The sequence below is a fragment of the Afipia sp. OHSU_II-C1 genome, from assembly GCF_000497575.1.
Lineage (GTDB): Bacteria > Pseudomonadota > Alphaproteobacteria > Rhizobiales > Xanthobacteraceae > Afipia.
Map to the genome: position 1 here is coordinate 20,936 of NZ_APJI01000013.1, position 25,331 is coordinate 46,266.

General features: G+C 56.3%; 23 protein-coding genes and 1 pseudogene. 15 read left to right on the forward strand and 9 right to left on the reverse strand.

Annotated elements, in window-relative coordinates; genetic code table 11:
• Nucleotides 1-63 precede the first annotated feature (63 nt).
• The 3 genes and pseudogenes from I554_RS25590 to I554_RS0113245 all read left to right on the forward strand — a co-directional run bounded on the left by I554_RS25590 (nt 64) and on the right by I554_RS0113245 (nt 3,957).
• Nucleotides 64-1,124 (forward strand): annotated as a pseudogene (locus I554_RS25590) (alpha-hydroxy-acid oxidizing protein).
• 67 nt (nt 1,125-1,191) lie between these two features.
• Nucleotides 1,192-2,046, forward strand: coding sequence for an alpha/beta hydrolase (locus tag I554_RS0113235; RefSeq protein WP_024576595.1), 855 nt, complete (start codon nt 1,192-1,194; stop codon nt 2,044-2,046).
• 981 nt (nt 2,047-3,027) lie between these two features.
• Nucleotides 3,028-3,957, forward strand: a complete 930-nt coding sequence (locus I554_RS0113245) for a TIR domain-containing protein (protein WP_024576593.1) — start codon at nt 3,028-3,030, stop codon at nt 3,955-3,957.
• Here the strand turns inward: I554_RS0113245 and I554_RS0113250 are convergent.
• Genes I554_RS0113250 through I554_RS0113260 form a run of 3 tightly spaced genes read right to left on the reverse strand, consistent with a single transcriptional unit; the run spans nt 3,935 to nt 7,694 of the window.
• Nucleotides 3,935-4,453: a Mov34/MPN/PAD-1 family protein gene (locus I554_RS0113250; RefSeq protein ID WP_024576592.1), complete on the reverse strand. Its 519-nt coding sequence runs from the start codon at nt 4,451-4,453 to the stop codon at nt 3,935-3,937. The genes I554_RS0113245 and I554_RS0113250 overlap by 23 nt on opposite strands.
• On the reverse strand, nt 4,450-6,138 hold the full coding sequence (locus tag I554_RS0113255; protein ID WP_024576591.1) for a ThiF family adenylyltransferase: 1,689 nt from the start codon (nt 6,136-6,138) through the stop codon (nt 4,450-4,452). The genes I554_RS0113250 and I554_RS0113255 overlap by 4 nt, the downstream gene beginning before the upstream one ends.
• Complete coding sequence (locus tag I554_RS0113260) at nt 6,138-7,694, reverse strand: adenylate/guanylate cyclase domain-containing protein (RefSeq protein WP_024576590.1); 1,557 nt, start codon at nt 7,692-7,694, stop codon at nt 6,138-6,140. The genes I554_RS0113255 and I554_RS0113260 overlap by 1 nt, the downstream gene beginning before the upstream one ends.
• Before the next feature lie 259 nt (nt 7,695-7,953).
• On the opposite strand from I554_RS0113260, the gene I554_RS0113265 reads away from it, so the two are divergent.
• Nucleotides 7,954-8,520 (forward strand): Pycsar system effector family protein, encoded by a 567-nt coding sequence (locus I554_RS0113265; protein ID WP_024576589.1) that lies wholly within the window; start codon nt 7,954-7,956, stop codon nt 8,518-8,520.
• Nucleotides 8,521-9,284: 764 nt separating this feature from the next.
• Complete coding sequence (locus tag I554_RS25595; protein WP_024576588.1) at nt 9,285-9,920, forward strand: TetR/AcrR family transcriptional regulator; 636 nt, start codon at nt 9,285-9,287, stop codon at nt 9,918-9,920.
• Between the two features lie 6 nt (nt 9,921-9,926).
• Here the strand turns inward: I554_RS25595 and I554_RS0113280 are convergent, their stop codons facing one another.
• Genes I554_RS0113280 through I554_RS0113290 form a run of 3 tightly spaced genes read right to left on the reverse strand, consistent with a single transcriptional unit; the run spans nt 9,927 to nt 13,138 of the window.
• A complete protein-coding gene (locus tag I554_RS0113280) occupies nt 9,927-11,105 on the reverse strand; it encodes an epoxide hydrolase family protein (protein WP_081710780.1) in 1,179 nt (392 codons plus the stop codon).
• Between the two features lie 15 nt (nt 11,106-11,120).
• Nucleotides 11,121-11,921 carry an enoyl-CoA hydratase/isomerase family protein gene (locus tag I554_RS0113285; RefSeq protein ID WP_024576586.1) on the reverse strand — a complete coding sequence of 267 codons (801 nt, stop codon included), beginning with the start codon at nt 11,919-11,921 and terminating at the stop codon, nt 11,121-11,123.
• On the reverse strand, nt 11,918-13,138 hold the full coding sequence (locus tag I554_RS0113290) for an NAD(P)-dependent alcohol dehydrogenase (RefSeq protein WP_204366237.1): 1,221 nt from the start codon (nt 13,136-13,138) through the stop codon (nt 11,918-11,920). Before I554_RS0113290 ends, I554_RS0113285 begins: the two co-directional genes overlap by 4 nt.
• On the opposite strand from I554_RS0113290, the gene I554_RS0113295 reads away from it, so the two are divergent.
• From I554_RS0113295 to I554_RS27590, 7 genes are all read left to right on the forward strand, one after another.
• Entirely contained in the window at nt 13,079-14,215 is a 1,137-nt protein-coding gene (locus I554_RS0113295; RefSeq protein WP_024576584.1) for an acyl-CoA dehydrogenase family protein, read from the forward strand. The genes I554_RS0113290 and I554_RS0113295 overlap by 60 nt on opposite strands.
• Nucleotides 14,216-14,261: 46 nt before the next feature.
• Complete coding sequence (locus I554_RS0113300; protein ID WP_024576583.1) at nt 14,262-15,482, forward strand: ABC transporter substrate-binding protein; 1,221 nt, start codon at nt 14,262-14,264, stop codon at nt 15,480-15,482.
• Between the two features lie 11 nt (nt 15,483-15,493).
• Nucleotides 15,494-16,258 (forward strand): glucose 1-dehydrogenase, encoded by a 765-nt coding sequence (locus tag I554_RS0113305; RefSeq protein WP_024576582.1) that lies wholly within the window; start codon nt 15,494-15,496, stop codon nt 16,256-16,258.
• A gap of 15 nt (nt 16,259-16,273) precedes the next feature.
• Nucleotides 16,274-17,773: an AMP-binding protein gene (locus I554_RS0113310; RefSeq protein WP_024576581.1), complete on the forward strand. Its 1,500-nt coding sequence runs from the start codon at nt 16,274-16,276 to the stop codon at nt 17,771-17,773.
• 99 nt (nt 17,774-17,872) lie between these two features.
• Nucleotides 17,873-18,958, forward strand: coding sequence for a CaiB/BaiF CoA-transferase family protein (locus tag I554_RS0113315; protein ID WP_244432762.1), 1,086 nt, complete (start codon nt 17,873-17,875; stop codon nt 18,956-18,958).
• Nucleotides 18,959-18,994: 36 nt separating this feature from the next.
• Nucleotides 18,995-19,768: an enoyl-CoA hydratase-related protein gene (locus tag I554_RS0113320; RefSeq protein ID WP_024576579.1), complete on the forward strand. Its 774-nt coding sequence runs from the start codon at nt 18,995-18,997 to the stop codon at nt 19,766-19,768.
• Between the two features lie 293 nt (nt 19,769-20,061).
• On the forward strand, nt 20,062-20,538 hold the full coding sequence (locus I554_RS27590; RefSeq protein ID WP_244432749.1) for an MBL fold metallo-hydrolase: 477 nt from the start codon (nt 20,062-20,064) through the stop codon (nt 20,536-20,538).
• 671 nt (nt 20,539-21,209) lie between these two features.
• Here I554_RS27590 and I554_RS0113330 read toward each other — a convergent pair.
• On the reverse strand, nt 21,210-21,818 hold the full coding sequence (locus I554_RS0113330) for an isochorismatase family cysteine hydrolase (RefSeq protein ID WP_024576578.1): 609 nt from the start codon (nt 21,816-21,818) through the stop codon (nt 21,210-21,212).
• Nucleotides 21,799-22,392, reverse strand: coding sequence for a phosphatase PAP2 family protein (locus I554_RS0113335; RefSeq protein ID WP_024576577.1), 594 nt, complete (start codon nt 22,390-22,392; stop codon nt 21,799-21,801). The genes I554_RS0113330 and I554_RS0113335 overlap by 20 nt, the downstream gene beginning before the upstream one ends.
• An 81-nt stretch (nt 22,393-22,473) precedes the next feature.
• Between I554_RS0113335 and I554_RS0113340 the strand changes: the two genes are divergently transcribed.
• Nucleotides 22,474-22,818 carry a DUF3147 family protein gene (locus I554_RS0113340; RefSeq protein WP_024576576.1) on the forward strand — a complete coding sequence of 115 codons (345 nt, stop codon included), beginning with the start codon at nt 22,474-22,476 and terminating at the stop codon, nt 22,816-22,818.
• The gene (locus I554_RS0113345) at nt 22,815-23,225 is read left to right on the forward strand and encodes a DUF3147 family protein (protein ID WP_024576575.1); all 411 of its coding nucleotides are present in this window, start codon (nt 22,815-22,817) and stop codon (nt 23,223-23,225) included. The genes I554_RS0113340 and I554_RS0113345 overlap by 4 nt, the downstream gene beginning before the upstream one ends.
• A gap of 457 nt (nt 23,226-23,682) precedes the next feature.
• Here I554_RS0113345 and I554_RS0113355 read toward each other — a convergent pair whose 3' ends face one another.
• On the reverse strand, nt 23,683-24,225 hold the full coding sequence (locus I554_RS0113355) for a DUF4142 domain-containing protein (protein WP_024576573.1): 543 nt from the start codon (nt 24,223-24,225) through the stop codon (nt 23,683-23,685).
• 96 nt (nt 24,226-24,321) lie between these two features.
• Here I554_RS0113355 and I554_RS27295 point away from each other — a divergent pair, with 96 nt between their 5' ends.
• Nucleotides 24,322-24,732 (forward strand): hypothetical protein, encoded by a 411-nt coding sequence (locus I554_RS27295; RefSeq protein ID WP_192817737.1) that lies wholly within the window; start codon nt 24,322-24,324, stop codon nt 24,730-24,732.
• The last annotated feature ends 599 nt before the right edge of the window (nt 24,733-25,331 follow it).

A 25,331-nucleotide genomic window follows, 5' to 3' on the forward strand; every position in this document is an offset into this window, starting at 1 on the left:
AGCGGACGGCTGCCAAAACTTCCGGTTAATTTCAGCGAACTTGAAGCACGAGCCCACGCGGCCATGCCGCCAAGTGTTGTGTCTTACGTTGCGGGCGGCTGCGGCAACGAGCATACTCAAAATCTCAACGTCACCGCTTTTGAGCGATGGGGGCTAATGCCCCGGATGTTCGTCGGCGCTGCCAAACGTGACATGTCCATCAATCTGTTTGGGATGTTGCTTCCGACACCTTTGTTCATGAGTCCAATCGGCGTCATCGGTATCTGCGCGCAAGACGGCCGGGGAGATATCGCGACCGCCCGCGCTGCCCGAGCGATCGGTGTGCCTATGGTTGCATCGACACTGAGTGAAACTCCATTGGAGCAAGTTGCTTCTGAATTTGGCGATACACCCGGTTTTTTCAGCTCTATACGCCGACAAACCGGGCGGTTGCCGAAAGTCTTGTGCACCGCGCCGAGGCCGCAGGCTTCAAGGGAATTGTGGTAACTCTCGATACGTGGGTTACAGGATGGCGTCCGCGCGACCTTAAGCAGGCGAACTTTCCGCAGCTGAGGGGCTATTGTCTCGCCAATTACGTTTCGGACCCGGTGTTCCGAAGCCTGCTCGCCAAGCCTCCGGAGCAGGACCCGAGCGCTGCCGTCATGCAATGGGCGAAAATTTTCGGTAATCCATTGACATGGGACGATCTGCCCTGGCTCCGGTCTTTGACAAAGCTTCCTTTGATTGTGAAAGGCATTTGTCATCCTGACGACGCGAGGCGTGCAATCGACGGTGGTGTCGACGGCATTTACTGTTCAAATCACGGCGGACGGCAGGCCAATGGCGGTCTTGCCGCGATTGATCTACTGCCCGGCGTTGTCAAAGCGTCAGGTAATGCACCGGTCTTGTTTGACTCAGGTGTGCGCTCCGGCACGGATGTCATCAAAGCGCTGGCATTGGGTGCTGCAGCAGTCGGCATTGGCCGGCCATATGCCTACGGGCTGGCTCTCGATGGCGTGGACGGCATCGTTCACGTCTTGAAATGCATCCTTGCCGAGGCGGACCTCTTGATGGCGGTGGATGGCTATCCAACACTTGCCGATCTACAACCGGCGTCATTGATAATGTCTGCGCCGGGGCGCTAACCCTCTTGGGTCGAAATAATTGATGGGCGACGCGTAGACAAGGTCGTCAACTCGGAAATGAATCCACATGACTTCTCATCGTTATGCTGAGCTGAGCCAGATCCGCATGCACTATCTTGAGGCGGGGCGTGGAAGCGACGTTGTGCTTTTGCTTCATGGCTGGCCACACACGTCGCATGCGTGGCGGCATGTCATCCCTAAGTTTGAAAGCCGCCATCGCGTGTTAGCGCCCGACATGCGGGGGCTTGGGGATAGTTCTCGACCAGCGGCGGGATACGATATCAAGAGTGTTGCTAGCGATATCATCGAGCTGCTCGACCAGCTCGGGATCGAACGTTTTTCAATTGTTGGGCATGACTGGGGAGGGCCGGTCGCCTTCGCTGTATGTTTGCTCGCGCGCCTTCGTGTGCGGCGGTTCGCAGTTATCGACGTTGTTCTCCCTGGAGACGGGCGCGCCGCCGGGGGCAATCAGGGCGGTTTGCGATGGCATCATGCTTTTCATCGGACCCCCGATTTGCCTGAAGCGCTGACCGCGGGCAGAGAGGCCGCGTATTTGAATTGGTTCTATCAGGAGTATAGCGAACGTGCAGGCGCTGTCGGAGCGGACGATCTCGCTGAGTATGTGCGGACTTACTCGCAGCCAGGCGCCATGCGAGCAGGCTTCGAATATTATCGATCGGTCGAACAGTCCAACGCATTCGCATCGCAAATGATTGCTAAACACGGCAAGCTGCGGATACCAACGCTAACCGTTAGTGGCGGCGCCGGTCGAGGGAGGGGGCCGGAGGTAGCGGAAAGCGTGAGCCTTGTTGCCCAAAACGTAACATCTCACATTATCGCCGATTGCGGTCATCTCGTGCCGGAAGAAGCACCCGATGAATTGAGCGAAGTGCTTGTGCCGTTCCTTGGCGGTTCGCAATAGGTGGCCTTAAGGAGCGGCCTCACCGTGCGCGGCCGCTGTACCGCGGAGTTGGGCCCTAGAGTAACTATTTGAACTAAAGAAGCGGTAGCAACCAACGGCACTTCGAAAATCCCTGTTATCCCTGCAAGAATTCCCTGATCTCTAAGATTTATTCCCTGTTCGTTTGTCTAGGGAATTTCCCAAAAATCAATACGGTACAGCGGTTTCTGCTCTAAAAGTCGCCCGCTCGAGCCGGAAAATCGCAGATTTCCCTGTAAAATTCCCTGTTAGCAGGGAGTTCACCCAGAGACGGCCGCGATCGGCACTGCGTCGCCAGCCATCCAGTCCGGATTTGAGAGATTTTCTTTCTTTGGTGAGAGAGAGGCCCGCTATTGGCGGCTTTTTAAACGCGCTGAGCTTCTATAGAGATCGGAATCGAACCGTTTCCTTTCCAAATTGGTCAGAAAATTTCTGTCCAACCATTGCAGAATTCCCGTTTTTGTGAGTCGGGTGCAAGAGACAAAAGAATAACACTGAGTGGTAAGGCTGGGTTGGCGGGTGAGTGTGAGACTCGGGATGACGCCAAGGTTCGACGACATGGACGCAGGGTTCGCAAATAGATCTCACGCCGCCGATCATTCTTCCATCCGAAGCCAGCTCAGCGAAGCATCAGCACTGTTCACAAGTCGAAAGGGCTTGGGTGTGACAATACGCTCGTGATGCTTTGCGACACCGAGACCTTCTCGAACAGTCGCTACAACTGAGACTTTTCTACGTAGGCGCCGGCAGAGCCAGAAAGAACCTTTCTCTTATCATCTTTCGCAAGAAACCGGTACCGTTCTTGACAATCTGGAATATATCAAGAGCATGTGCACCGCCGTCGCCGTCTTTAGGCGGCTCAAGAAACGCATCAACGGCAATCCCTAGGGCCCGCAAGGCCCGTGCCGATTCGACTCCGGCCGCCCACACCAACTCAGTTAAACCAATGCCTAGGACCGGAGGATGAAGGAGAGATTTGAAGGCGCCGACAACAGGCCGCAGCTTGTTGCATCACTCCGCAAGCAAGACTTTGCCGGCGGGCGGTCAGACATTGCCACCGCGCTTGCGGACGCCGGCGAACTGATTGAGTTCAAAGCCGGCGAGAACATCATCGTCCAAAACGCGGAAGATAATGAGATTTATCTGCTGATTTCTGGCGTGGTGGCCATCGTGGTCAACGGCGCTCAGGTCGCCACCCGCACGGCAGGTCAGCATGTCGGCGAGATGGCCGCTATCGAACCGTCTCTTCCGCGTTCGGCAACTGTATCTGTGCTCGAACCGGCTGTGGTTCTGAGACTTTCAAGCGCCACTTTCTTGAGAGTTGGCGAAGCTTATCCTCAGATCTTTTTGCCAATCGCGCAGGAGCTGTCGAAAAGACTGCATCAGCGCAACAAGACAATCTATCCACCGAATGAAGCTCCCAAGCTGTTCGTGGTCTCATCCTCGGAAGCGCTTCCCGTTGCGAACGCTTTACGGTCAGGGCTTGAGAAAGACGTGTTCAGCACTGTGTGGAATGAGGGCGTATTCTTCGCTGGTGGCTATCCGCTTGAAGCTCTCGAGAAGCAGGTCAGCGAATCCGATTTCGCCGTTGCCATTGCCGAACCTGATGATATTTCAGTATCGCGGGGAACACGCGCGCCTACGGTTCGCGACAACGTTCTGTTCGAGCTGGGCCTGTTCATGGGAAAGCTCACCCGCTATCGCACGATCTTGGTTCACCCCAAGGTCAAGGACCTCAAACTCCCTTCGGATTTGCACGGGCTCACATTGATCCCGTATGAGGCGGGGGATGTCAGCACGGTTGACGCGCGTATCACTCCAGCGTGCGACGCCGTTCGCGCGCTCGTAAAGCGGCTCGGAGTGCGCACCTTCACGATCGGAAAAGATCGGTAACCCACTGTATCAAGCCGCGCTTCTTCGGCAGCTCTCCTTCGATTTGCACATCGATTTCGATCGGGTCTCCGCTTGCACGGTATGCTGTTGCTGACAGCTTGAGCATCGATCGCGGTGCCAAAGTTGCGATAATGAGGATCGCAAAGTTCACGCCGACCGTCGGGTCGGAAACGATCTGGCGCATCGTCGCATGATCTTCTCCGCTCGGGAACGGTTCGAATGATGGATGCGAGTGCCATTCACCAATGTAATTGAAACGCTGGTAGTCATTACCGACGCGCTCGAAGAACTTTTCCAAAAACACCTTGCTTTGCTTTTCGTCGCGAACGAAATGCACCGCTGTGCCACCGGTATGCTGCACCGAAAGATCGACAATTCGAAAAATCGATCGCTCGACGTGCTCTCCGACCAACACGCCGCCGATTTCCTTGCGACCGCCACGACGTAGCTCCGGCTGAAGGCGTAGGATCAGTTCGGCCGGTATAAGCAACTTCATGTCGCACTTATCAACTTAATGATTTCTTCAGCCTCCACCTTGATCTCTTCCGGCGTCAATTCAGCCGCAAGGGCTGGTATTGGTGACGGAGGCATCTCTAGTGGAAATGTCTCAAATGCCTGGGTGAACAGCCCAGGTTCAGGCGCAAGCCCGATGGCATATACCGACGATGGAAAATAAGACGGATTGCGGCCAATCAACACATCAATTGCTAATCTCGTCGTCGCCGCAGCGATGCTCGCGACGTCAGCATCGTCAGCGATCATCGATGGACCATCACCGCCAGTGGCATAATCGCGGCCTGTTCTTTCAGGACGATAATCCCTCTCGCCAAACCAATTCTCGATCGCGCGGCGCATCAAAACCGGCGGAGGCTCAATGCCGGGGCGGTATCGCGCAATAAGCCCCCCAAAGCCGCCGCCGAATACCTCGCCCCAGACCATCGGTTTCTTTTTCTTCTCAACAACCGACGATAGCAAATTGAATACGGATGGGTTTGCTGTTGCATCGATCACAAGATCGCGGCGGAGCAACGACGCTAGAGCCGTCTCCGCGCTTTCGCTCGCTTCTTGCCCCGCAAAACGAAAACAGCGTACATGCACTTGGGCTGCAGGATTAACGTTCTTGATGCGGTTCGCTAGAGCGCGCGCCTTGTGTACGCCAACATCCCTCCAGTCAAGATCGTTCCTCACCATATTGTCCGGAAGCAGCACGTCGTCGTCGACAAGGAAGAAGTCCGCAACCCCCGCTCGCGCGAGACTGGTCGCGATCTTGCTACCAAGAGACCCGCAGCCTACCAGCGTCACGCTTTTGCCACGCAGAACGGCGTGGGACTTATCAACGCGGGGCATCTCAGTTTCGGCGGGAATAGGCGAAAACTTGAACACCGTCTTGTCATTGAGCAGGAAGCAGTGAACGCCGCCACCTCTCAATATGATCATGCTTTTTTCGTCCGCGCCGAACCCCAATGCTTCGGCTGCGACATGAAACTCTGGCGCACCTGTTGTCGGTGGTAGCGGAGCATCCTCGGCCACTCGCATGACTGAAATGGTTCGCTCGTAGGTTTCGCTACCTAAACCATCGGGTATGTCAGGATTCTTCCAGATCTCCCCGCCTGCCTTCGTCACCTTGTCGACGAGATAGACCGCGCACTCAGAACGATAATGAACCAGGATGTTCGCTTGGAGCATCTGGCCTACGGCTACGCTCGCAAGAAAATCATCAAGTCTTCGAGTGTGCACGAACCGCAGATAATCAATTCGCAAGGACTGACCTAGCGATTCCTCATGTGCTGATCGCGCAACCACCACAGGACCTTCGGTCGGGTTCTCGGTCGATAACAATCGATAAGCGCTCGCCAGCATGTCGGCGCCGGTCAGATCAGTCGTCCAGTTGTCCGGCCGGTACTCAAGGCAAAGCTCACCTCCGGTGCCATACTGATGATTCGACCAGCGGCTTTTCTCATCGCGCGGATAAATCGACGGCGGAAGTTCGGGATATTGCGCCGGATACTGCAGGAAGGCTTCGAAAGTGCGGTTGCCGACAACGATATCGACATCGAGGATGAGTCGACCTCTGTCACTCATCCTCCAGTTCACCGGATGTATTTGACCTTCCTGCGAAGCGAGCGCTCGAATGCTGTCCTTTTCGGCCTTGTAGCGAGGAATATCGGTCAGATACCACATTAGGCGAACCCGCCCGGCTTGGTCGGCCCGGCAGGACGATTGGGAAAACTGAGCGGCGCGGCTGCGGCGGATGCCGGCTGCAGCAGGCTCGATGCGGACAATGCTTTTGTCGCCTTGGCCGCCTTATCGTTCTTGGCCGCCAACTCGTTCAGCGCGACGTCATACGTCAGGTTCGAGCGCTTGCGCTTTTCTCCGAAGATCGCGCGCACGGCGTCGTTTCCGCTGTCGTACGCCTTCTGGCCGATTGCCGTGTCAGTGCCCGTGCAAGACGCTTGCTCTTTTTCGGACTGCAGGACGCCCCGGCTCACGGAACAGCGGATCAAATCGCCCTTCATACCCAAACGTGTGACCGTCATGGGGCCGTAGTCGAATCCGATCGCCAACCCAAGGCTCGAGGCGTCAGTGCCCTTCGCCTTCAGACGCTCCAAGGCGAGGTTGAAGCTGCTGCGCAGCGCGCCCGCACAAAGCGTCATGTTGCTGATCGTTTCCTCGGCGTCGGTGGTTTGCGCTGTACCTTCGACCAGCAGTCCATGCACGCAATCGCCGATGAAGCGCACCTTGCGGCCACTGAAATCCGTATGCAGAGCCGCATCCAGTTCACTGCGCAGCACGTGCAGCGACCGGACGACATGCTTCGCGGTCTCGTTCGTCGAGATGTTCTTGCCGACATATGCCGTGAACCCGTCAAGGTCCGCATACACCGACGTTGCGTCCTGGCGGCGGGAGTTCTTGGCAGAAAGTGCTTCGATATCGAGCGAGCTGTAGGGCGGCGTATGACCGCTGAACTCGAAGGCGCCGATTGGGTTGCCTTTCAGGTCTTCCTTCCACTCCTTGACAATCTCGTCGGCCGTGACGTCGAGGTTGGCCTTCTTCTGGCTCGTCGCAATCTCGTCAGGCGTCAGCGCGGTCTTATCGACATCGCTGGCGTCAGGGAGACCGATGGCTTTGCGGGCCTTGTTGGTCAGGTAGATGCCAGTCGCGGTGCCGCCCCCCGAGCGCTTCGCGGCGTAGTTCGCCGGTTCGCCCAAGAACAACGGTTCACGATGACCGCGACGACCGTTGTTAACGGCCAGGGCCTTGCCGGTGTCGATGCCGATACGCACCTTCGCAGCCGGATGATCCGCGTCTTCACCGGTCTGGGCCAACACATCGATAATCAACTGGCCCATCGCGACAGCGCGGTGCACGCGCTTTGTTTCGTCGTCGTAGGGCTTGGCCACAACGGAATGAAGCCGCTGATTATGGAAATCGACTCGGATCGCGTCGACCCTTGCGATGATGCGGTGAACAGCGCGGTAATGAAGGTTCAAGAAGCGCAGCGTCCGCTTGTGACAGGTCTCGCCCTCGACTGTCGTGACGTTCAACATGTCCTTGAGGTTGAGAATATCGGCGTAGAGGTGAACCCCATCGACGCGGTAAGCCGTCGTGCTCGACAGGTTCTCGAGGTTGGTGTCCTTGACGTATTCCTTGATCTCGATGTCCTTGAGCGGCATCGCGTCGATCTTGGCGTCGATCCGTTTCTGCGCGCGGTCCTTATTCCAACTGCGGGTTGCCATGGTCGTCCTCTACGGTTTCCTCGGCCGTTCAGGTTACTGACGGCGCAATTCTAGGTGGTGTCGGTGTCGCGGAGTTCCAGCGTAGCGGTGTTGTAATCCCCGGATTTTAGCGGTATTCGTCTCTATTCCTTAGAACAAAACAGGAACTTCGGCAAAATACCGCTCGGCTTATCAACAGCATTGGTTGTGGAGGTGAACAGCGTGGGATGCCGGTTCCGCGCATTTCGGCCAGACTGACCGTCAAGGAGCGACAATCACGATGAAAGACGATCAAGAGGAAGCCTTCGAGAAGCTGCTGTCGGCGCAGCTCACACGCACGGTCGATTTCGTGAAGTTCGCCGAAACAAAGAATGCAGCGCTGCTGACGTTCACATCGGCTTGGATACTCGGCTCCATCTCGTTGGTGACGGGTACGGCATCTCTGCCGTTCGGGTACGACAAGGCGTTCTTGTTCGCGTTGCCGCTGTTCGGATTGGCAGGAATAACCTGCATATTGTCGTTCTTGCCGAAGCTGTTGGGTGACTTCCACGAGCCGGAAAACGATACGAAGAGTCTTCTCTATTGGGAGCATATCGCCGAGGTGCCGGTTCGTGACTTCGCGGTCCAGGCAGAACAATGCTACAAGCCCGGCGCCAACCAGAGCTGCACCAAAGGTTATCTCGAGGACTTGAGCGTGCAGATCTCCGTCAACGCGCGCATCGCGCAACGCAAGTTCCGATCGTTCAAACTCGCAGCGCGGTTCACGTTGCTCGCCTTCTTGGTACTCGTGCTCCCCCCACTATGGATTGCTGCACGCTTCCTCAGGCTTTTCCAGCTGACCGACTGATGCTTCGCTAGACTGCGACGGCGCCAGATGGCCCGCTCGAGCCAATCTCTTGTGCAGGAAGGTCACGAACGGACCATTGCGATGATTGCCCGGACAGATCTGAGTACGTGATCCAGCAAATTATGCGTGAAGTTGCGTCTGCTACCAATCGGATCGTTGATGGAAAAACGTTCGCGGATTTATCCATGTCCGGGAATAGTATGTGGGCTATAATGCGAGCAAAGGCAGAGTGATGTGTCAGTCGATTACGCAACCGAGTAGAAACATGGAATGCTATCAGTTCTTGATTTTGGGATTTATCGAAATGAGTCAGCTGGCGAACTGATAAAGAAAGAACTGAAGTGGAGTCAGTCAGCTAACTGATAAGCAAAATCTGCAAATGGAGTCAGTCGGCGGCTGATATGAAAATGGCCGAAATGGAGTCAGTTGGCGACTTATTAGAAAATGACGCTTTCCTTAATCAGTGTATCCATCTTGCCTATGGCGGCGTTGGTTTCCAGACTTAGGTCTTATCGCAAGATACTGCATTCTGCTTGAGTGCCATTTCTGCCTGCGAATGGGCGAGCCCCAAAACATTCCCGGACCTCGTTCAGAAGTAGGCGCGAATTGACCGGAGAGACGTTGTTTTTAGCGGACGTCCGCGACGAATCAACAGGCGCACTGCGTGAAAGCGAGAGGCAAATCCCCCTTGTGTTCATAGCGATTTTGCAGATTATGCGAATGGAAACTTCACATTTATTGCTGTCCGGCGGAAAATCAATCTTATGACTCTGACGCGCAAGCCTGCTGCCAAGAAGCGTTCTGCACGCCGCACGCGCGAGGAGCGTTCAGAAGAAACCCGGAATAAACTTATTCAAGCGGGCGCCCGAACCGTGGGGCGCTATGGTTATGAGGGCGCTTCGATTGCTCGCATCACAGCGCGGGCTAAGGTCGCATTGGGAACATTTTACAGGCACTTCAAGTCCCGACAGGAATTCTTCGACCAGCTCTTGCCCGCCATGGGCCACACCTTGATGTCGTTCGTCCAGGAGCGGGTCGATCGGGATGTTGTCGGAGCAGAGCGTGAAGAGCAGCGTCTGCGCGCTTACTTCGCGTTTCTCGATGAGCACCCATGGTACCATCGCTTGCTCAACGAATCTGAAGTGATGGCTCCGAAGGCGCATGCCATTTACTTCGACCTGATGACGTCGGGGTTGGTGCGCAGCTTTGAGCGTAGCCAGAATCGGAACGAACTGCGCGCATTTAGTCCGGACGAGCTGGAAACAGTCGCATATATCGTCATGGCGTCACGCGTTTATCTTGCACAGCGCTATGCCAAGGCCAACGGGGTGGTTCAGGAGCCACCGCCGAAGGTCCTTGCGACGTACAACAAGTTTATTCAGCGTGCTCTTTTCGATTGAGCTTGATTATCGATAGCTCCTGGAGAACTTTCGAATGTCTGCCACCAGATCATTCCCGCGTTCGTAAGCGATGAAGTGACCGCCTGAGGCAAGATCCGTCCGGTGGGCGAGATTGTATGTCCGCTTGACCCATGATGAAGGCGGAGGCGGAAACAGGTCGAACGGGCAGGCCATGAATCCTGTAGGGGCGGTAACTTTTTCGTCCTTTCCAAGGCCCATCCCGCCTTCGAGCCTGGCTGCAGTATAAAGCCAGGTCGAGGTATGAATGGACTGGGTGAACCAATAGATCATGACATTGTCGATGAGTTGGTCGAGCGTGAACGGCGGAATGTCGTTTGGGCTTTCGCTCCAGCCGTGAAATTTCTCGATGATCCATGCCGCAAGTCCGGCAGGTGAGTCCGTCAGGCCGAAGGCGAGTGTTTGCGGCTTTGTGCCCTGGATGGCTTGATACCCGCTCTCTCGGCGTAGTCGATCACGCGCTTTTGCGAGCCATCTGGTTTCATCGGCGTCGAAGGGCGCGCTGCCGTCGCCGGTGAAGGGCCGCAAGCCCATGATGTTGATGTGAATCGCCTTTGTGTGTTTGGTGAAATCAACACCCAGCCACGAAGCGATGAGGCTTCCCCAGTCGCCGCCCTGCGCGACATAGCTTGGGTATCCCAGGACGTCGACCATGAGCTTGTTCCAAAGCGGTGCGATATCCCGTGTCGTAATCGGGCGCGGCGGCGGAGAAGACCAACCATAACCCGGAATGCTGGGAACGATCACGTCGAACGCGTCATCGGCGCTTCCGCCAAACCGCTCCGGATGAGCCAGAGGTTCGATGATGGAGTCGAATTCCACAAACGATCCCGGCCAGCCGTGAGTCAGAACAAGAGGAAGTGGATTCGTTCCGCTACCTCGCTCATGGATGAAATGGATGTCATAACCGTCGATATTAGTGACAAACTGAGGAAAGCGATTCAGGCGACGCTCGGTCGACCGCCAGTCGTACTTCTCCAGCCAGTGCGCGATCAACTTCTCCATGAAGGACCTGTCGGTCCCGTATCGCCAGCCTGCATTGGGCGACGTGCGCGGATAGCGGGTCGATTTGAGCCGCTGTCGCAAATCCTCGATGTCTGCTTCTGGAATGGAAATCGAAAATGGAGCAATCCTCGAAGGAGTGCTCTGTGTTCTCATCTGGCTCATACAGCGTTACTCCGATCAATTGCCGGTAAACAGTGGTGTGCGCTTTTGGCGGAAGGCAGAGATGCCTTCGCGCAAATCGTGGGATGTGGCGTGCAAAGCCCATTGCAATTGTTCCATGCGCAATGCCGCCTCTTTCGGCTGTTCCGCCGAGTAGGTGAGAAGGGACTTCATGCGGCGCAATCCGGCCGGGCTCCGCTGAGCCAGGCGATCGGCAAGTTGCCCGGCCTCGTCTTCCACTGCGGCATCAGCAACCACAGTGGTGACGAGACCGGCGAGCTTCATATCGGCCGCCGGGTACGAGTCTCCGGTGAACATCATCTCACGCGCGCGCATCGGTCCAACCTTGCGGGGCAATCGGACGGAACTGCCGCCGCCGGGCAACAGTCCATAGTTCGCGTGGGCGTCGCCGAACCGCGCGCTTTCCCCGGCGATCAGCAAGTCGCAGGCCAAAACGATTTCCAGGCCACCAGCCATGGCCCAGCCGCGTACTGCCGCAATCACCGGCAAAGGAAATTCTTCCAGCCGACACAGAAAGGTGTTGAGGCGATCGGAAAACGTCCCCGGGCCGCTTTCATAGCCCGACCCATCGGCACGTTGTTGCAGCTCCTTGAGATCGGCGCCTGCCGAAAATGCGCGTTCGCTGCCCGCCACGACAAGCGCACAAAGCGTTTCATCGCGTTCCAGTTCGGCCAGATGGCTTTCGAATGAATTGACCATCTCTATCGTCAGTGCATTCAATGTTTTTGGCCTGTTCAGCCGAATCCAGGCTGTCCGGCCGCGGCGTTCGCAAATGATTGAATTATCTGGGTCCGTCACTGCGTCCTCCCGAATTCCATGCAGATCTTTCCGAAATGGGAGCCTTGGGCGATAGCGGCAATCACATGCGGTGCATCTTCCATTCTCCGCGCGGCGATCTCGAATGCGGGTTCGAGTTGATGCTGCTGGATTGCACGCATCATGTTTTCGAATGAAAGCAGTGAGCCGGCTGTAACGCCCTGAAGGCGTATCGCTCGCGTCACGACTTGACCCAATGCCAGCGAGGCGGACGCGCCAGCCAGAACGCCAATCACGCTTACGACCCCGCCGTCGTTGACGGCCTTGACCGATCGATCAATCTCTCCGGCGAGTTCGACGACATGTTGGATGCCGTCGGTGCCTGCGACTTCCCTGGCTCGCTTTTCCCAATTGGGGAACGTCCGGTAATTAATCGTCTCATCTGCTCCCATCGCCGATGCTCGCTTGAGTTTTTCGTCGCTGGACGAGGTGATGATGACTCGTGCGCCGCATATCTTCGCGAACTGCAGCGCGAACAGGGACACGCCACCGGTGCCTTGCGTGAGCACGGTATCTCCTGGCTTCACGCCGCCATCCACGATGGCGTTCCAAGCCGTCAAGGCGGCACAAGGAAGCGATGCCGCTGCGGCGGCGCTCAAATGCGTTGCAGCTTTCACCACGCCGGTCTCCGGCAGCAGCATGAACTGCTGCAAGACGCCGTCGTGGAATCCGCCAAGCATTCCCGCCCAGACGTTTGCGTGAAACGGTCCGGCGAGCCAGTTCTGCGCGAAATTGGGACAAACGAGGTCGCCTGGCTTCACGCGGGTGACCCCTTTGCCCGTTGCGACAACTGTTCCGGCTCCGTCGGAGACGGGGATCATCGGAAGCTGCCCGCCTTTGCGTCCATACCGGCCACGCGCCATGACCAGATCCCGATAATTCACGGATGCCGCCTGCATTTCGACCACGACGTCGAACTCTCCCGGAGCCGGATCGGGGCGCTCACCAGGGCGCAGGTATTCCAGTCCCCATGCCTCGCGAATTTCCATGACTTTCATTTTAGCCCTCTCTCCCAAGGGTTTTTGTGCTGCAGAAGCCAGCTTTTGGATCGTCATAAAGTAGAATAGTGATTCATTATTGCATTTTGATGTTGACTTGGAAAGCGCTGCGTTGTTCGATGGCCTTAAGGTGAGGAAACAATGCTTCTGAATGAGCAACAGGCCGGCATCCGCGATATGGCGCGGGACTTCGCGCGCCATGAGATCACGCCCTTTGCAGCGCAGTGGGATAGGGACGAAGCTGTTCCGCTGGAGACGCTGGCGAAAATGGGACGGCTGGGCCTGATGGGCGTTTGCGTTCCGGAAACGTGGGGCGGTGCGGGCGCTGACTTCGTGTCGTATGTCAGCGCCATGGAGGCGATCGCCTACGGGGACGCCGGCATCGCCAACATGATGGCCGCTACGAATTCGCCGGTAGCGGCGGGGCTGCTGGCATTCGGCAATGACGACCAGAAGGATCGCTTCTTACGTCCGCTCGCGAGCGGTGAAGCGATCTCCGCCTTTCTATTGAGCGAACCCCAGGCCGGTTCGGACGCCGCGAGTATTGTGACCCGTGCGGAAAAGCGGGGCGATGTCTATGTCCTCAACGGCACAAAGAATTTCATCACGGCTGGCGAAACGGCCGAAATCGCGATGATCATTGCTGTTACCGACGCATCGGCGGGGAAGGCTGGAATATCGTGCTTCATGACCCGCACGCGGCGGGAGGGCTATATCGTCGCGCGCAAGGAAAGAAAGCTCGGACATCGCTCGTGCGATACTTGCCAGATCGTTCTGGAAAATCTGGAAATTCCGGCCTTCGACGTGCTCGGGCGCCCCGGGGAGGGGTTGAAGATCGCACTTTCAGCGCTTGATAGTGGACGCGTGGGCGTCGCTGCTCAGTCTGTCGGCGTTGCGCAAGCCGCATTCGATGCAGCTTTACGATATGCGCAGGAACGCAAAACCTTCGGCAAGAAGATCATAGACCATCAGGCGGTAGCGTTTCAGCTCGCGGAGATGGCGACCAAGATCGAGGTCGCGCGTCAAATGTATCTTCACGCGGCGTCGCTTAAGGATCTCGGGATTTCCTGCATCAAGGAAGCTTCGATGGCGAAACTGTTTGCGTCGGAGATGGCGGAAAGCGTCACTTCGGCAGCTATCCAGATTCACGGCGGCTACGGCTTCCTGAACGACTATCCCGTGGAAAAATTCTACCGCGATATGCGGGTCTTCAAAATATACGACGGTACGAGCGAGGTGCAGAAACTGCTCATCTCGCGCGAACTTCAGAAATCCTAAGAAATAACAAATCGCCAGAAAGCAGGCGCGCAAGGGGGAGAGAACGATGAAAGTCTTGAAATCAGGGATGATCGGACTGGCGTTGCTTGGAGCGGGGCCCGTCCACGCGCAAGTCTCCGACGATGTCGTCAAGATCGGGGTGATGAATGATCAGTCGGGTGTTTACGAAGACATCACCGGGATGAAGGCCCTTGAAGCGGCAAAGATGGCCGTCGAGGATTTCGGTGGAACAGTGCTTGGCAAGCGTATCGAGATCGTACCTGCCAACCACCAGAACAAGACAGACATCGCCGGCGGCATTGCGCGCAAATGGATAGACACCGAGCAGGTCGACGCCATCGCCGACGTGACCGGTTCGGGGATCGCGCTCGCGGTTAACGAAGTCACCAGGGAAAAGAACCGCGTGATGATTGCTGCAAGCGCGGCAACATCCGATCTGACCGGAAAGGCTTGCTCGCCGACCACCGTCCAATTCAGCTACGATACCTACGCTCTGGCCAAGAGCACCGGCATGGAGACGCTAAAGCAGGGTGGCGACACCTGGTTCTTTATCACCGCGGATTATGCGTTTGGTCATGCCCTGGAACGTGACACCTCCAAATTTGTCGAGCAGGGCGGCGGGAAAATTCTCGGCGCAGTTCGCGCGCCGCTGGGGACCACGGATTACTCGTCGTTCCTGCTCCAGGCGCAGGCGTCCAAGGCGAAGATCATCGGCCTTGCGACAGCGGGGGGCGATACCATCACCGCCATCAAGCAGGCTGCGGAGTTTGGCATTCAGCGCGGTGGTCAGCGCCTCGGCGGCCTGCTCATCTATATCAACGATGTCGAATCGCTCGGCTTGCAAACTGCGCAGGGGCTTGTTCTCACCACATCTTTCTACTGGGATCTCACCGACGAGACACGCGCCTGGACGAAGCGATTTCTCGAGCGTACGGGCGGAAAGCGCCCGCCAAACATGCTTCAGACCGGGCTCTATTCCGGCGTGCTCCACTACCTGAAAGCGGTGAAGGCTGCCGGTACGGATGAAGCTAAAGTCGTTTCGGCGAAGATGCGCGAAATCCCGGTCAATGACTTCTACAATAAGGACGTGACGATTCGGAAAGATGGCCGTGTACTTCACGATATGTATCTCGCTCAGGTCAAGTCCCCGCAGGAATCGAAGGGCAAGTTCGACGACTATAAAATCCTGAGCAGGCTGGCGGGAAAGGATGCCTATCGGCCCGAAAGCGAAGGAAATTGTCCTCTGGTAACCGGCGCGGCAAAGTAAGCGAGCGACCAATGAAGGGTTTGAACGGAAAGGTCGCGTTGGTCACCGGTGCTGCGGGTGGAATGGGGCGGCAAATCTGCCGGCGCCTTGTCGATGAAGGTTGCAGCATTGCAATGCTCGACATCGATAAGGCCGGGCTTGAGTCTCTTGCCGCCGATATCGGCGGCGCAGCAAAGGTGTTTCATATAGCCGTCGATATCAGCGACTATTCCGCCGTGTGCAAAGCAGTTGATGCGGCCGAGAAAGCAATAGGGTCGACTAACCTGTTGGTGAACAACGCCGGATGGGACAAGTTCTCGAACTTTCTCGATACCGATGAGGCGTTGCGTCAGAAAGTGATCTCAATCAATCTGAATGGTCCCGTGAATATGTTTCACGCTGTTCTGACGAGAATGGCACAGCGTGACGGGGGACGGGTGGTTACCATTGCTTCCGACGCCGGCAGGGTGGGTTCGTCAGGACAGGCGGTCTATTCCGCCTGCAAGGGCGGTGTCATTGCGTTGACCAAAACCCTCGCGCGCGAACTTGCCCGGCGGAGCATTCTTTTGAATGCGGTTTGCCCTGGACCGACAGACACGCCAATGCTGCAGGATTTCTTGAACCAGGGGCCTGGCGGGCAAAAGGTGCATGATGCGATGAAGCGAGCTATACCGCTCAAGCGTCTGGGTCAGCCGGACGACATCCCCGGGATCGTAGCGTTTCTGCTTAGCGACGATGCATCATTCATCACAGGGCAGGTTATCAGCGTGTCCGGCGGTTTGACGATGCACGGTTGAAAAGGTCGCAGTTCGATGAATATCGCGGAGATAGTTTGGAACAGTCGTCCCTCGTTCAAGGATAAACCGATTCTTATCGTTGACGATCAGCCGATCGCTTTTGGCGACCTCGCCAATCAGGTTCAGCGTCTGACGGGGGCGCTGCGATCTAGAGGAATCGGCAACGGCGACCGCGTTGTTCTTGCCATGAACAACTGCACCGAATGGATGGTCAGCATTCTTGCCGTTCTCGGTGCAGGGGCGATTTGTGTGCCGACCAATCCGGGCCTGCGTCCACCCGAGATGTGCAACATCGCGAACCACTGCGAGCCGAAGCTTGCAATTCTGGACGCGGATCTGGTCGGGCATTTTTCAGAAGCGAAAACAGAGTTCGAAGCGATCGTTAGGGGAGGCGGCGGGGATAACGACTGGCAGAAGGTCGTAGCTGGCTCTGCTCCCGATGCTTTCGTGGCGAATTTGCCCGATAATGCTCCTGCACTCATTTTCTATACGTCAGGAACCACCGGTGTTCCCAAGGGCGTCTTGCTAAGTCATAGCGCCGAGATATTCGCCGCGCGCATGGTTGCAAAGCATGTTGACATAACGCCAGCGGATCGCTCGATCGTTATGGGTTCGCTGGCTTTCATATATCCACTGATTATCAACGCAATGGCATCGATCTCGGGAGGTGCAAGCGTCGTTCTTCAGGCACGATTCCATCCGCAGCTTGCTGCCGATGCTATTCGCCGACATCAGGTCACAATCATGATGGGCGTTCCGACAATGTATGTCATGCTCATAAATTATGCGGAGACGGGCGGTAAGTGCGATCTGTCGTCCATTCGTGTTGCCTTCTCGGGTGGCGCAAGTCTGCCTGATGCCCTGGTCAAGCGTGGCAAGGCGAACCTCGGCTTCAATATCTTCGATCTGTGGGGCATGACGGAATGTACGCCCGTCACAACATTCGATCCCAAACGTGAATCCGCAGGGCACCCGGATTCGTGCGGCCGAGCTTTGCCAGGCTGCGCATTCAAGATTGTCGATGATGATCTGAAGGAGTGCGCTGTCGGAACTGTCGGCGAAGTGATGCTGACGGGGCCGCTGATCATGACGGAGTACTACAAAAATCCGGCCGCGACTGCCGAAACCATGATCGATGGCTGGATTCGCAGTGGCGACCTCGGAATGGCCGACAAGAACGGCTTTCTGTATATCGTGGGGCGCAAGAAGGATCTGATCATCCGAGGCGGTGCGAATGTCTATCCGGTCGATGTTGAAGAAGCTCTCTACACACACGACGACGTGGCAGAGTGTGCTGTGATCGGCAAGCCCGATGAGGTGTTTGGAGAGATTGTAAAAGCCTACGTGGTGAGAAAAAACGACGCTATCGGCATCAAGGAATTGATCGATTACTGTAAGACCAAGCTGGCTGACTACAAGGTGCCCAGCGAGATCGAGTTTATCGATGAACTCCCAAAAGGGCCGACGGGAAAAATTCTTCGCCGCGAGCTGCGCGAGCTGTCATCGCACCGATAGCGGTTCAAGTATCAAAATCTGGAATTTATCATGGGTCCACTCTCGGGATTAAAAATCGTCGAGCTTGCGGGTATCGGCGCAGGTCCTCACTGCGCGATGATGCTGGCCGATCTCGGCGCCGAAGTCGTTCGCGTGGATCGACCGGTCGCATCCGGCCTCGGAGTTCCCATAGATCCCAAGTTCGACCTGATCCTGCGAGGACGGCGCTCGCTTGCGATTGATCTGAAAACCGAAGCGGGCCGCAACACCGCGCTTCATATGATCGATCAGGCCGATGCTGTCATCGAGAGTTTTCGGCCCGGTGTTGTCGAGCGAATGGGACTTGGTCCCGATATTTGCCTGAAGCGGAATCCCAAACTGGTCTATGCACGGTTGACGGGGTGGGGGCAGGATGGGCCCTACGCGCAGATGGCGGGGCACGACATCAACTATATCGCTTTGTCAGGCGTGCTTCACGCGATTGGTTCGTCAAACGGGCCGCCGGTTCCGCCGCTTAACCTTGTGGGGGATTTCGGTGGCGGGGCGGTCTATTGCGCCTTTGGTGTTGTAAGCGCTCTCCTGTATGCGCAGCGAACCGGGCAAGGGCAGGTAGTGGACGCAGCGATGGTCGATGGCGCAGCAGCATTGCTGACCATGGTTGTCGGCTTTCGGCGTGGCGGCATTTGGTCGTCCGAGCGCGGCAACAACATCGTCGACGGCGGCGCGCCCTACTACGCGGCTTACGAGACATCGGATCGAAAGTACGTTTCGATCGGGGCTATGGAAGACAAGTTTTATGAGTTGTTGTTGTCCAAGCTTGGTATCGCAGGTGACCACGAGATGCGGCCGCATACGGACCGCTCGAAATGGGCCTATCAGAGAGAGCAGTTCAGGAAGTGCTTCTTGACGCGATCGCGGGATGAATGGTGTGATTTGCTTGAGGGCACCGACACCTGCTTTGCTCCGGTCCTGACGATGGACGAGGCGAGCAGTCATCCGCACCTCAAGGCCCGACAGACCTATGTCGACATGAACGGAGTCAATCAGCCCGGTCCTAATCCGCGGTTTAGCCTCACGAAGGCTGCTGCATCGATAGCGCCCGCGGAGCTCGGCCAACATAGCCGTCAGATCCTGGCTGATTGGGGAATTCCTTCGGACGCGGTCGATGAACTGTGCCGGTCAAATGTCGTCTTTCAGGCCGGTTAAAGGCGGTCTATCAGTGAAACTTGCGAGGTCGACAGATTGTCAGACGTTAAGGTGACCATTCAGGACAAGGTAGCGGTTGTAACGCTGAACCGTCCTGACGTCCGCAATGCGATGAAGCTGTCGATGTGGCATGACATCGCGTCGTTATTTAAACGGCTTGGTCGGGACGCCAATGTGCGGGCCATTATCCTCACCGGGGCTGGGGGCAATTTCAGCGTCGGCGCGGACTTGTCGGAATTCGCGAAGGCCCGGTCCAATACCGCGGAGAGCAAGGATTACGAAGTGGCCGTCGATGCATCGTCCGATGCAATCGCGTCGGTGCGCCAGCCTGTGATCGCCGTGCTGGAGGGATACTGTCTCGGTGGCGGCTGTCATCTGTCCATGTCATGCGATTTCCGTTATGCACATACCCGCACATCAATCGGCATTCCCGCAGCCAAGCTCTCGATTGTTTATGGCGTCCGCAGCACGCAGCGCCTTCTGGCGCTGGTCGGACTCACGAATGCCAAACGTATCCTGTATTCGGCGGACCGATATAGCGCGATCGATGCGGCGCGAATGGGATTGATCGACCGTGTCTGCGAGAATCCGATGTCGGATGCGATGGCTTTTGCAGCAGACGTTGCCAGACTGGCCCCGCTATCGGTGGAAGGCGCCAAGAAGATTCTGACGGAACTCTCGATGGGCCCGGGCGCGCTCGATCTGAAAGATGCGGATGCCTTCATTGATCATGCGTCTGCCAGTGAAGACTATGAGGAAGGACGGCGTGCGTTTGCCGAGAAGCGGCCGCCGGTGTTCTGCGGGAAGTGAGGTAGAGCCATGAGGATGCATATGCTGTCGGGCGGAAGGCTCCGGATGAGGAAGAGCATCTATTTCCCAGATGCCGATCGGGCCGCGATGATTGATCTGCCCGTCTCCTGCGCGCTGATCCGGCACGGCCAGGGCAATGTTCTGTTCGACACCGGATGTCATCCCTCAATTGCGGAAAATCCCGAGGCACGCTGGGGCGCCGCTGCGAAGTTCATGACACCGGTTATGCCGCCGGGCGACAACGTGATCACGAGCCTGAAGGCGGTGGGCCTCGGCCCGGATGAGTCGACGTTGTGGTCTGCTCGCATCTGCATACCGACCATTGCGGCTGCAACGAGTTCTTTAGGAAGTCCACGATTGTCGTGCATGCCCGCGAACTCGAAGCCGCCAAGGCATCGGACGCTGCCAAGAGCGGATACTTCGTGGCGGACTGGGATCACCCCATGCCAATGAAGACAATCGATGGGCAACTCGATCTGTTTGGCGACGGAAAAGTTGTCCTGGTTCCCCTGCATGGTCACACACCCGGAACCATCGGAGCACTCATCAGGCTTGATCGAGACGGCAAATTCCTACTGGCATCCGACGCCCTCAGTATTCGGACCAACCTCGATAGGAACATCGTGCCAAAGAACACGCATAATCCCGAGCAGTTCCTGAAGTCATTCGAAGAGATACGCCGGATCGAGAAAGATGGTGCCACAATCATTTGCAGCCATGATGAGTCACAGTGGGAGACACTGCGCAAAGGTATGGATGCCTACGATTGATCGTTTAGACTTTGTAACACCTAGACGCGCTTGCCCTTTTAACGATCAACAATGTGCGAGGCTTTGGTTGATATGAGAGTGTGTCTGTAGACTATTGATAGGGACAGACGAAAAATGGAAGAAAGCATCTGACTCGCAAAGAAACTGAAAATAGAGTGAGTTCGCAAACTGATGAGGAAAGGTGAAAAATGGAGTCAGTGGGCTGACTGATAAGGGAAGACGCAAAAGCTTATCAGTCGCGTTTGATAGTTCTTCGCGTGATGAGCGTTTATGGAATGCATCAGCAGGCCCTTTGCGGGCTGACGCCAGCTGCTACCGATCAGGTTTTTTGAAAGAGCCTGCAATTCTATGTGAGCTGCAGCGGCAAAACGCCCAGCCGTTTCTGCGGAAGCTTTACAGCGGGTATCGAATCTATCACTGGCACTCTGTTCGTAACGGGTGTCCCACCTATGCCTATTCCTTTGAGGACATGAACGGGTGGCACCGCGCGCCTCGCAGAACGAGAGATGCGCCTCGAAGCGTACACCGCAGTCGATCGTCCCGATCGGCTAACACGAAGAGGTGATGCGCTGGACTTCTGAGCGTCTTTTCAACGCCCCGAGACCGCTGGAAGCCGCTCGACTTGCGCGGCGACCGTCGGTCAGCGTTAGAAATCGAAGCAATTGCGGCGGCTAATCGGGCGGGTGCCAGGGTTCCCTAAGTTCCGCCACTTCAGTAAGTTCGATCTGGATGTCGAAGCGACTATCGTAAAGAGAGAGCAGCGAGTCATGAGTTTGGTCGGCTGAACTTGCCAAGGCATCGCGTACCACGATCGTCCGATACCCTAGATCAACTGCAGCGAGGACGGTTGCCAGCACGCAAACGTCGGTCTCTGCGCCCGAGATGATGAGGGCGGTAACCCCGCGCCCTCTAAGCCAATTGTGGAGCCGTCCATCAGTAAATGCCGAGTAGGTGGTTCGGTCGAATTTTTCCGCCGGCGGCGTGAGCCTCTGTAGCGGAGGGATAAGTTCCAGCATTTCCGGGTTTAGTCGCTCAAGCGTGACCGCTTCCCATTTTCTGTAATATCTCGCCCACATACCAGGCGCTTCTTCCGCGGACCTGGCTGGAATAAACCGCGTAAAGACGGTTCGTCTTGGCGAATGCGACGCCACTCGAGAAACGGGCGTCAGAATGCGCTCGACCCAAGGCGCGGCCCAAGGACCATCTGCCCCGAACATTCGCTGCATGTCGATGCAAAGGTGAATGCTTTGCTCAGTGATTTTATCCCGCAGCTTTCCCATCCTGCTCGCCTTCGACGCTTAAACGCATCGGCTTCGTCATTCTGCGAATCAGGCGTTCCACTCCCGCTCCGACGGCGAAGCCGACCACAACATCTGATGCCCAGTGAGCGAGAATCGCGATGCGTGTTGCCGAGAGAAGACCCGCGACGAGCCACACCGCGTCACGCTTCCTTGGAGGAAGCAGGGTTGCCGCGCCCGCAGCCGCTCCCATATGGATCGCGTGTCCCGAGGGAAAAGCATCATTCGCTCGCCCGGAAAAGTGAACACCATGTCTGTGTGCTTCAGAGGATTCGCGATCAGGCCGTTTCTGATCGATGCCAGCTTTAAGAACGTGGGGAAGTATAGACGCCGCGATGCTGGTAACCAGAAGGTGCGAACCGAGCTTTTGGTGGGGTAACGAAGTCGAAGTCCTTGTAGCCAGCCAAGCAACGCCCGCCGCCAACAACAAAAGGTGTTCATCAGCGCCCCAGGTCAAAAACCGCGCGGCGGCTTCGATGTCTGGATTTGTATATTTAGCCACAGACTCGGCGATGCTTCGGTCCAAATCCGTGGGCTTTATCTGCAAAAGTCCCATCCCGGTAGTTCTCCCGATTTCTGATGGAACTCGGATAAACGCGGCTGGTTTCCCAAGAGCTTAAAAAAAGGAGCAGAAAAAGTGGAGTATCTGGTCCGTTTTCTCGCCGGCGGCGTGGTTGTGTCTGTTTTCGCGATGTTGGCAGATATTATTCGGCCAAAAAGTCTTGCAGGACTTCTTTCGGCGTCACCGGCTGTTGCTCTAGTCACCCTCTCGATTACGTTCGCTAACAGGGAGCCGGCTTACGCGTCCATCGAAGGCCGCTCGATGATCTTTGGAAGTGTCGCGCTTAGTTTTTACAGCACCATGGTGTGCTATTTGCTGGTGCGTACGCGACTATCCGCTCTGTCCGCGAGCCTTATCTCGCTTCCTATTTGGCTCATTATATCCCTGTCACTTCTCACGCTTTTCCCGGTACGCTTATGATCGAAAGGGTCAAAGTCGCCGCTCTCAAGGAGGGGCGCTGGTATGAATATGTGGTCCGCTTTCTGCTTGGCGGAATCGCAACGATGTTAGCCGGTGTTGTAGCGGACGTTTTCGGACCCGAATATGGAGGGTTATTCCTTGCTTTCCCTGCAGTTTTCTGTGCGAGCGTCTCATTGGTCGAGCGGCATGAGCAACGCCGGAAAGCCGAGAAGGGATTGACGGGCGAACGTCGAGGTAAACTTGCAGCTGCTCTCGATTCGAACGGCGCGGCTATCGCAGGCATAGGGTTGGCGGCGTTCGGGATATGCGTTTTCCTGTTTGCAATGCGACCTACTGCCTCTTTAGTGTCGGGCCTCATAGCTTGGTCCTTGATTTCATATGGCTTGTGGCGGGCCTTGCGGTCTTAACATTACAAACTTGGTGACACAGAAATCCCAAGTTCGGCTAAAGACTCGGTTATCGTGAGAACTGCTGCGACTGCAGAGACTACCCATGTGACAGGCCCATCAAAGGCGGTAGGCTTCTATTCAGCCCTTCCCCCGGTGCCATTCTATTCGGTGTCGCGGCCGCAGTGACTAAAGCCAATCACCTTTTTCGGACCAATCCACCAAGAGGCCATCCAAGCTCAGCGCCCGACGAAATGAATCCCGAGCATTGTCTAATAGGGCTTCGGTGTCGTCGGCATTACGCATAGCCGTTATTGCTGCCTGCCAGTGTGGGCGCGCTTGTGTGATTGCCGGCAATGCCTCGGAATAGGCGAGAGCTTCCAAGGGAGTGCGGAGGCGAACTCTCATCAATGCTGCATACGCTGTGAACGTACCGAACGCCATGAGGGCCGCCGATTCAAAGTTATGTGACACGATCTTACTTCGCGCTCTGCTTCTCCAAACCCTGCGCCATCTCCAGATGATGCTTTAAAGCGGGGAGCGTATTTTGCGCCCATTTCTGCAGATCAGAATTGTCTCCGCTCTTGGCATACCGCTCAAACAAATCAACGGCGTCCTTGTGGGCATCCACCTGCATTGATCGGAAGCTGGATGAAAAGTCCGCCCCACTCAGGCTCTTAAGCTTATCCAACTTTGCTTGGTGAGGATTATCCAAGCCGGAGGGAATTTGGGCTTCTACTTTCCCAGAACTGATGAGAGCCTTCAACTCGTTGCTGGTCTTGGTATGATCTGTCACCATTTGCGCGGCAAACGTTTTGTCCGGAGGGGCGCCCTTTTCCTGCGCCATCTTGCTAGACGCGATTTCAAAAATGTCGCTTACGGCGACCTGCTTGACGAAATCGGGCGTGCTAGGGCTGATCCCAAGCGTTGAGTTTATACCCGTTTTTTCACCGACAGACTGTGCGGAAGCTGTTGAGGCTGCCAGGCAAAGGCAAGCGATTGCGACGACAAGACGCTTCATTTGAAAATCCTCCCATGGTGCGCATAGAACACTCTAACTTTGATCGTGTTCCCCGCTCGACCTCGAAAGGGGGTTTCGAAGTCAGAGCACTTCCACGTGGTGGGTCCGGATAACGATCTGCCGCTGCCTAAACGTCTGTTCGAGCTGGCAGCGATAGTTCCTCCACCAAGTCCGATCCAGTTCCTCCGTCATCACCTCGAAAACGATAATCTGGTCTTCCTCGATTTCCCCGTTTCTACTCGTGGTTCCCTCGGCGGGAGCGCGGGTAAAGGCTGTCGCTCCGCCAAAAGTTTCGGTCAGGTGCTCCTGAACGGCACGGAAGAGGCCGCGCGGAAACGGCGTCCCGTGATTGTCCTGAATCGGCAAAAGCAGTTCGATAAGGTGCATGCTCGGCGGATCAAACGAGTTCGTGCATGTGCGGTTCCCGTCCTCGAAGCCGCTATCCACGGATGTGAACGCAGGATGGAACTGGCGACCGTTGCCGAACTGCTGAGCGATTGCGGCTAATCAGCCGACGCCTACCTGCGATCGGTTGTGGCTTCCCGGCACGCACTGAGTAAGCGTTTCGGCCGCGCGATAAGTTTGCCGGCTTCTGAGGCGGTCCGTTGAGCGTCTTTTCTTGTCTTGCACTGAAGGATGTTTTCGCCTTCGCTTCGCACGATGTAACCAGTTTCGCACTTAACGATCGTGAAACGATGCATCAAATCAGACCTTTCAAGTCGGCTCGTTTTTAGACCAACGAACGAACCACAGGGCTATGTCGCGCGAGTGGATCGCAGGCTACGCAACGGGAAGGCAGGCGGAGCGCGCCCGCTCTCATACTCACTCCTTGTGGTCATACTATTCAGCGCAGAATCTCCTGTTCAGATCGTTCTCGCTCGCAGCTTTGCGGCAGCGTTAGTTGGTTTCGTTCTTATGTGGGAGAGGGCCGATGTGCCCGATCAGAGAGAGAGGATCGCGGCAATCAAACCAGTGACCGCACCGCGGACATTTGAGTATATAGTCTCGCTCCTCATCGAGGCCGTCTGAATGCTGTTCAAGCGGTGAATAGTCTGGGTCCTTCGGCTTCACGAGCGCTGCCTTCGACGGTAATCGGCCCAACGTCC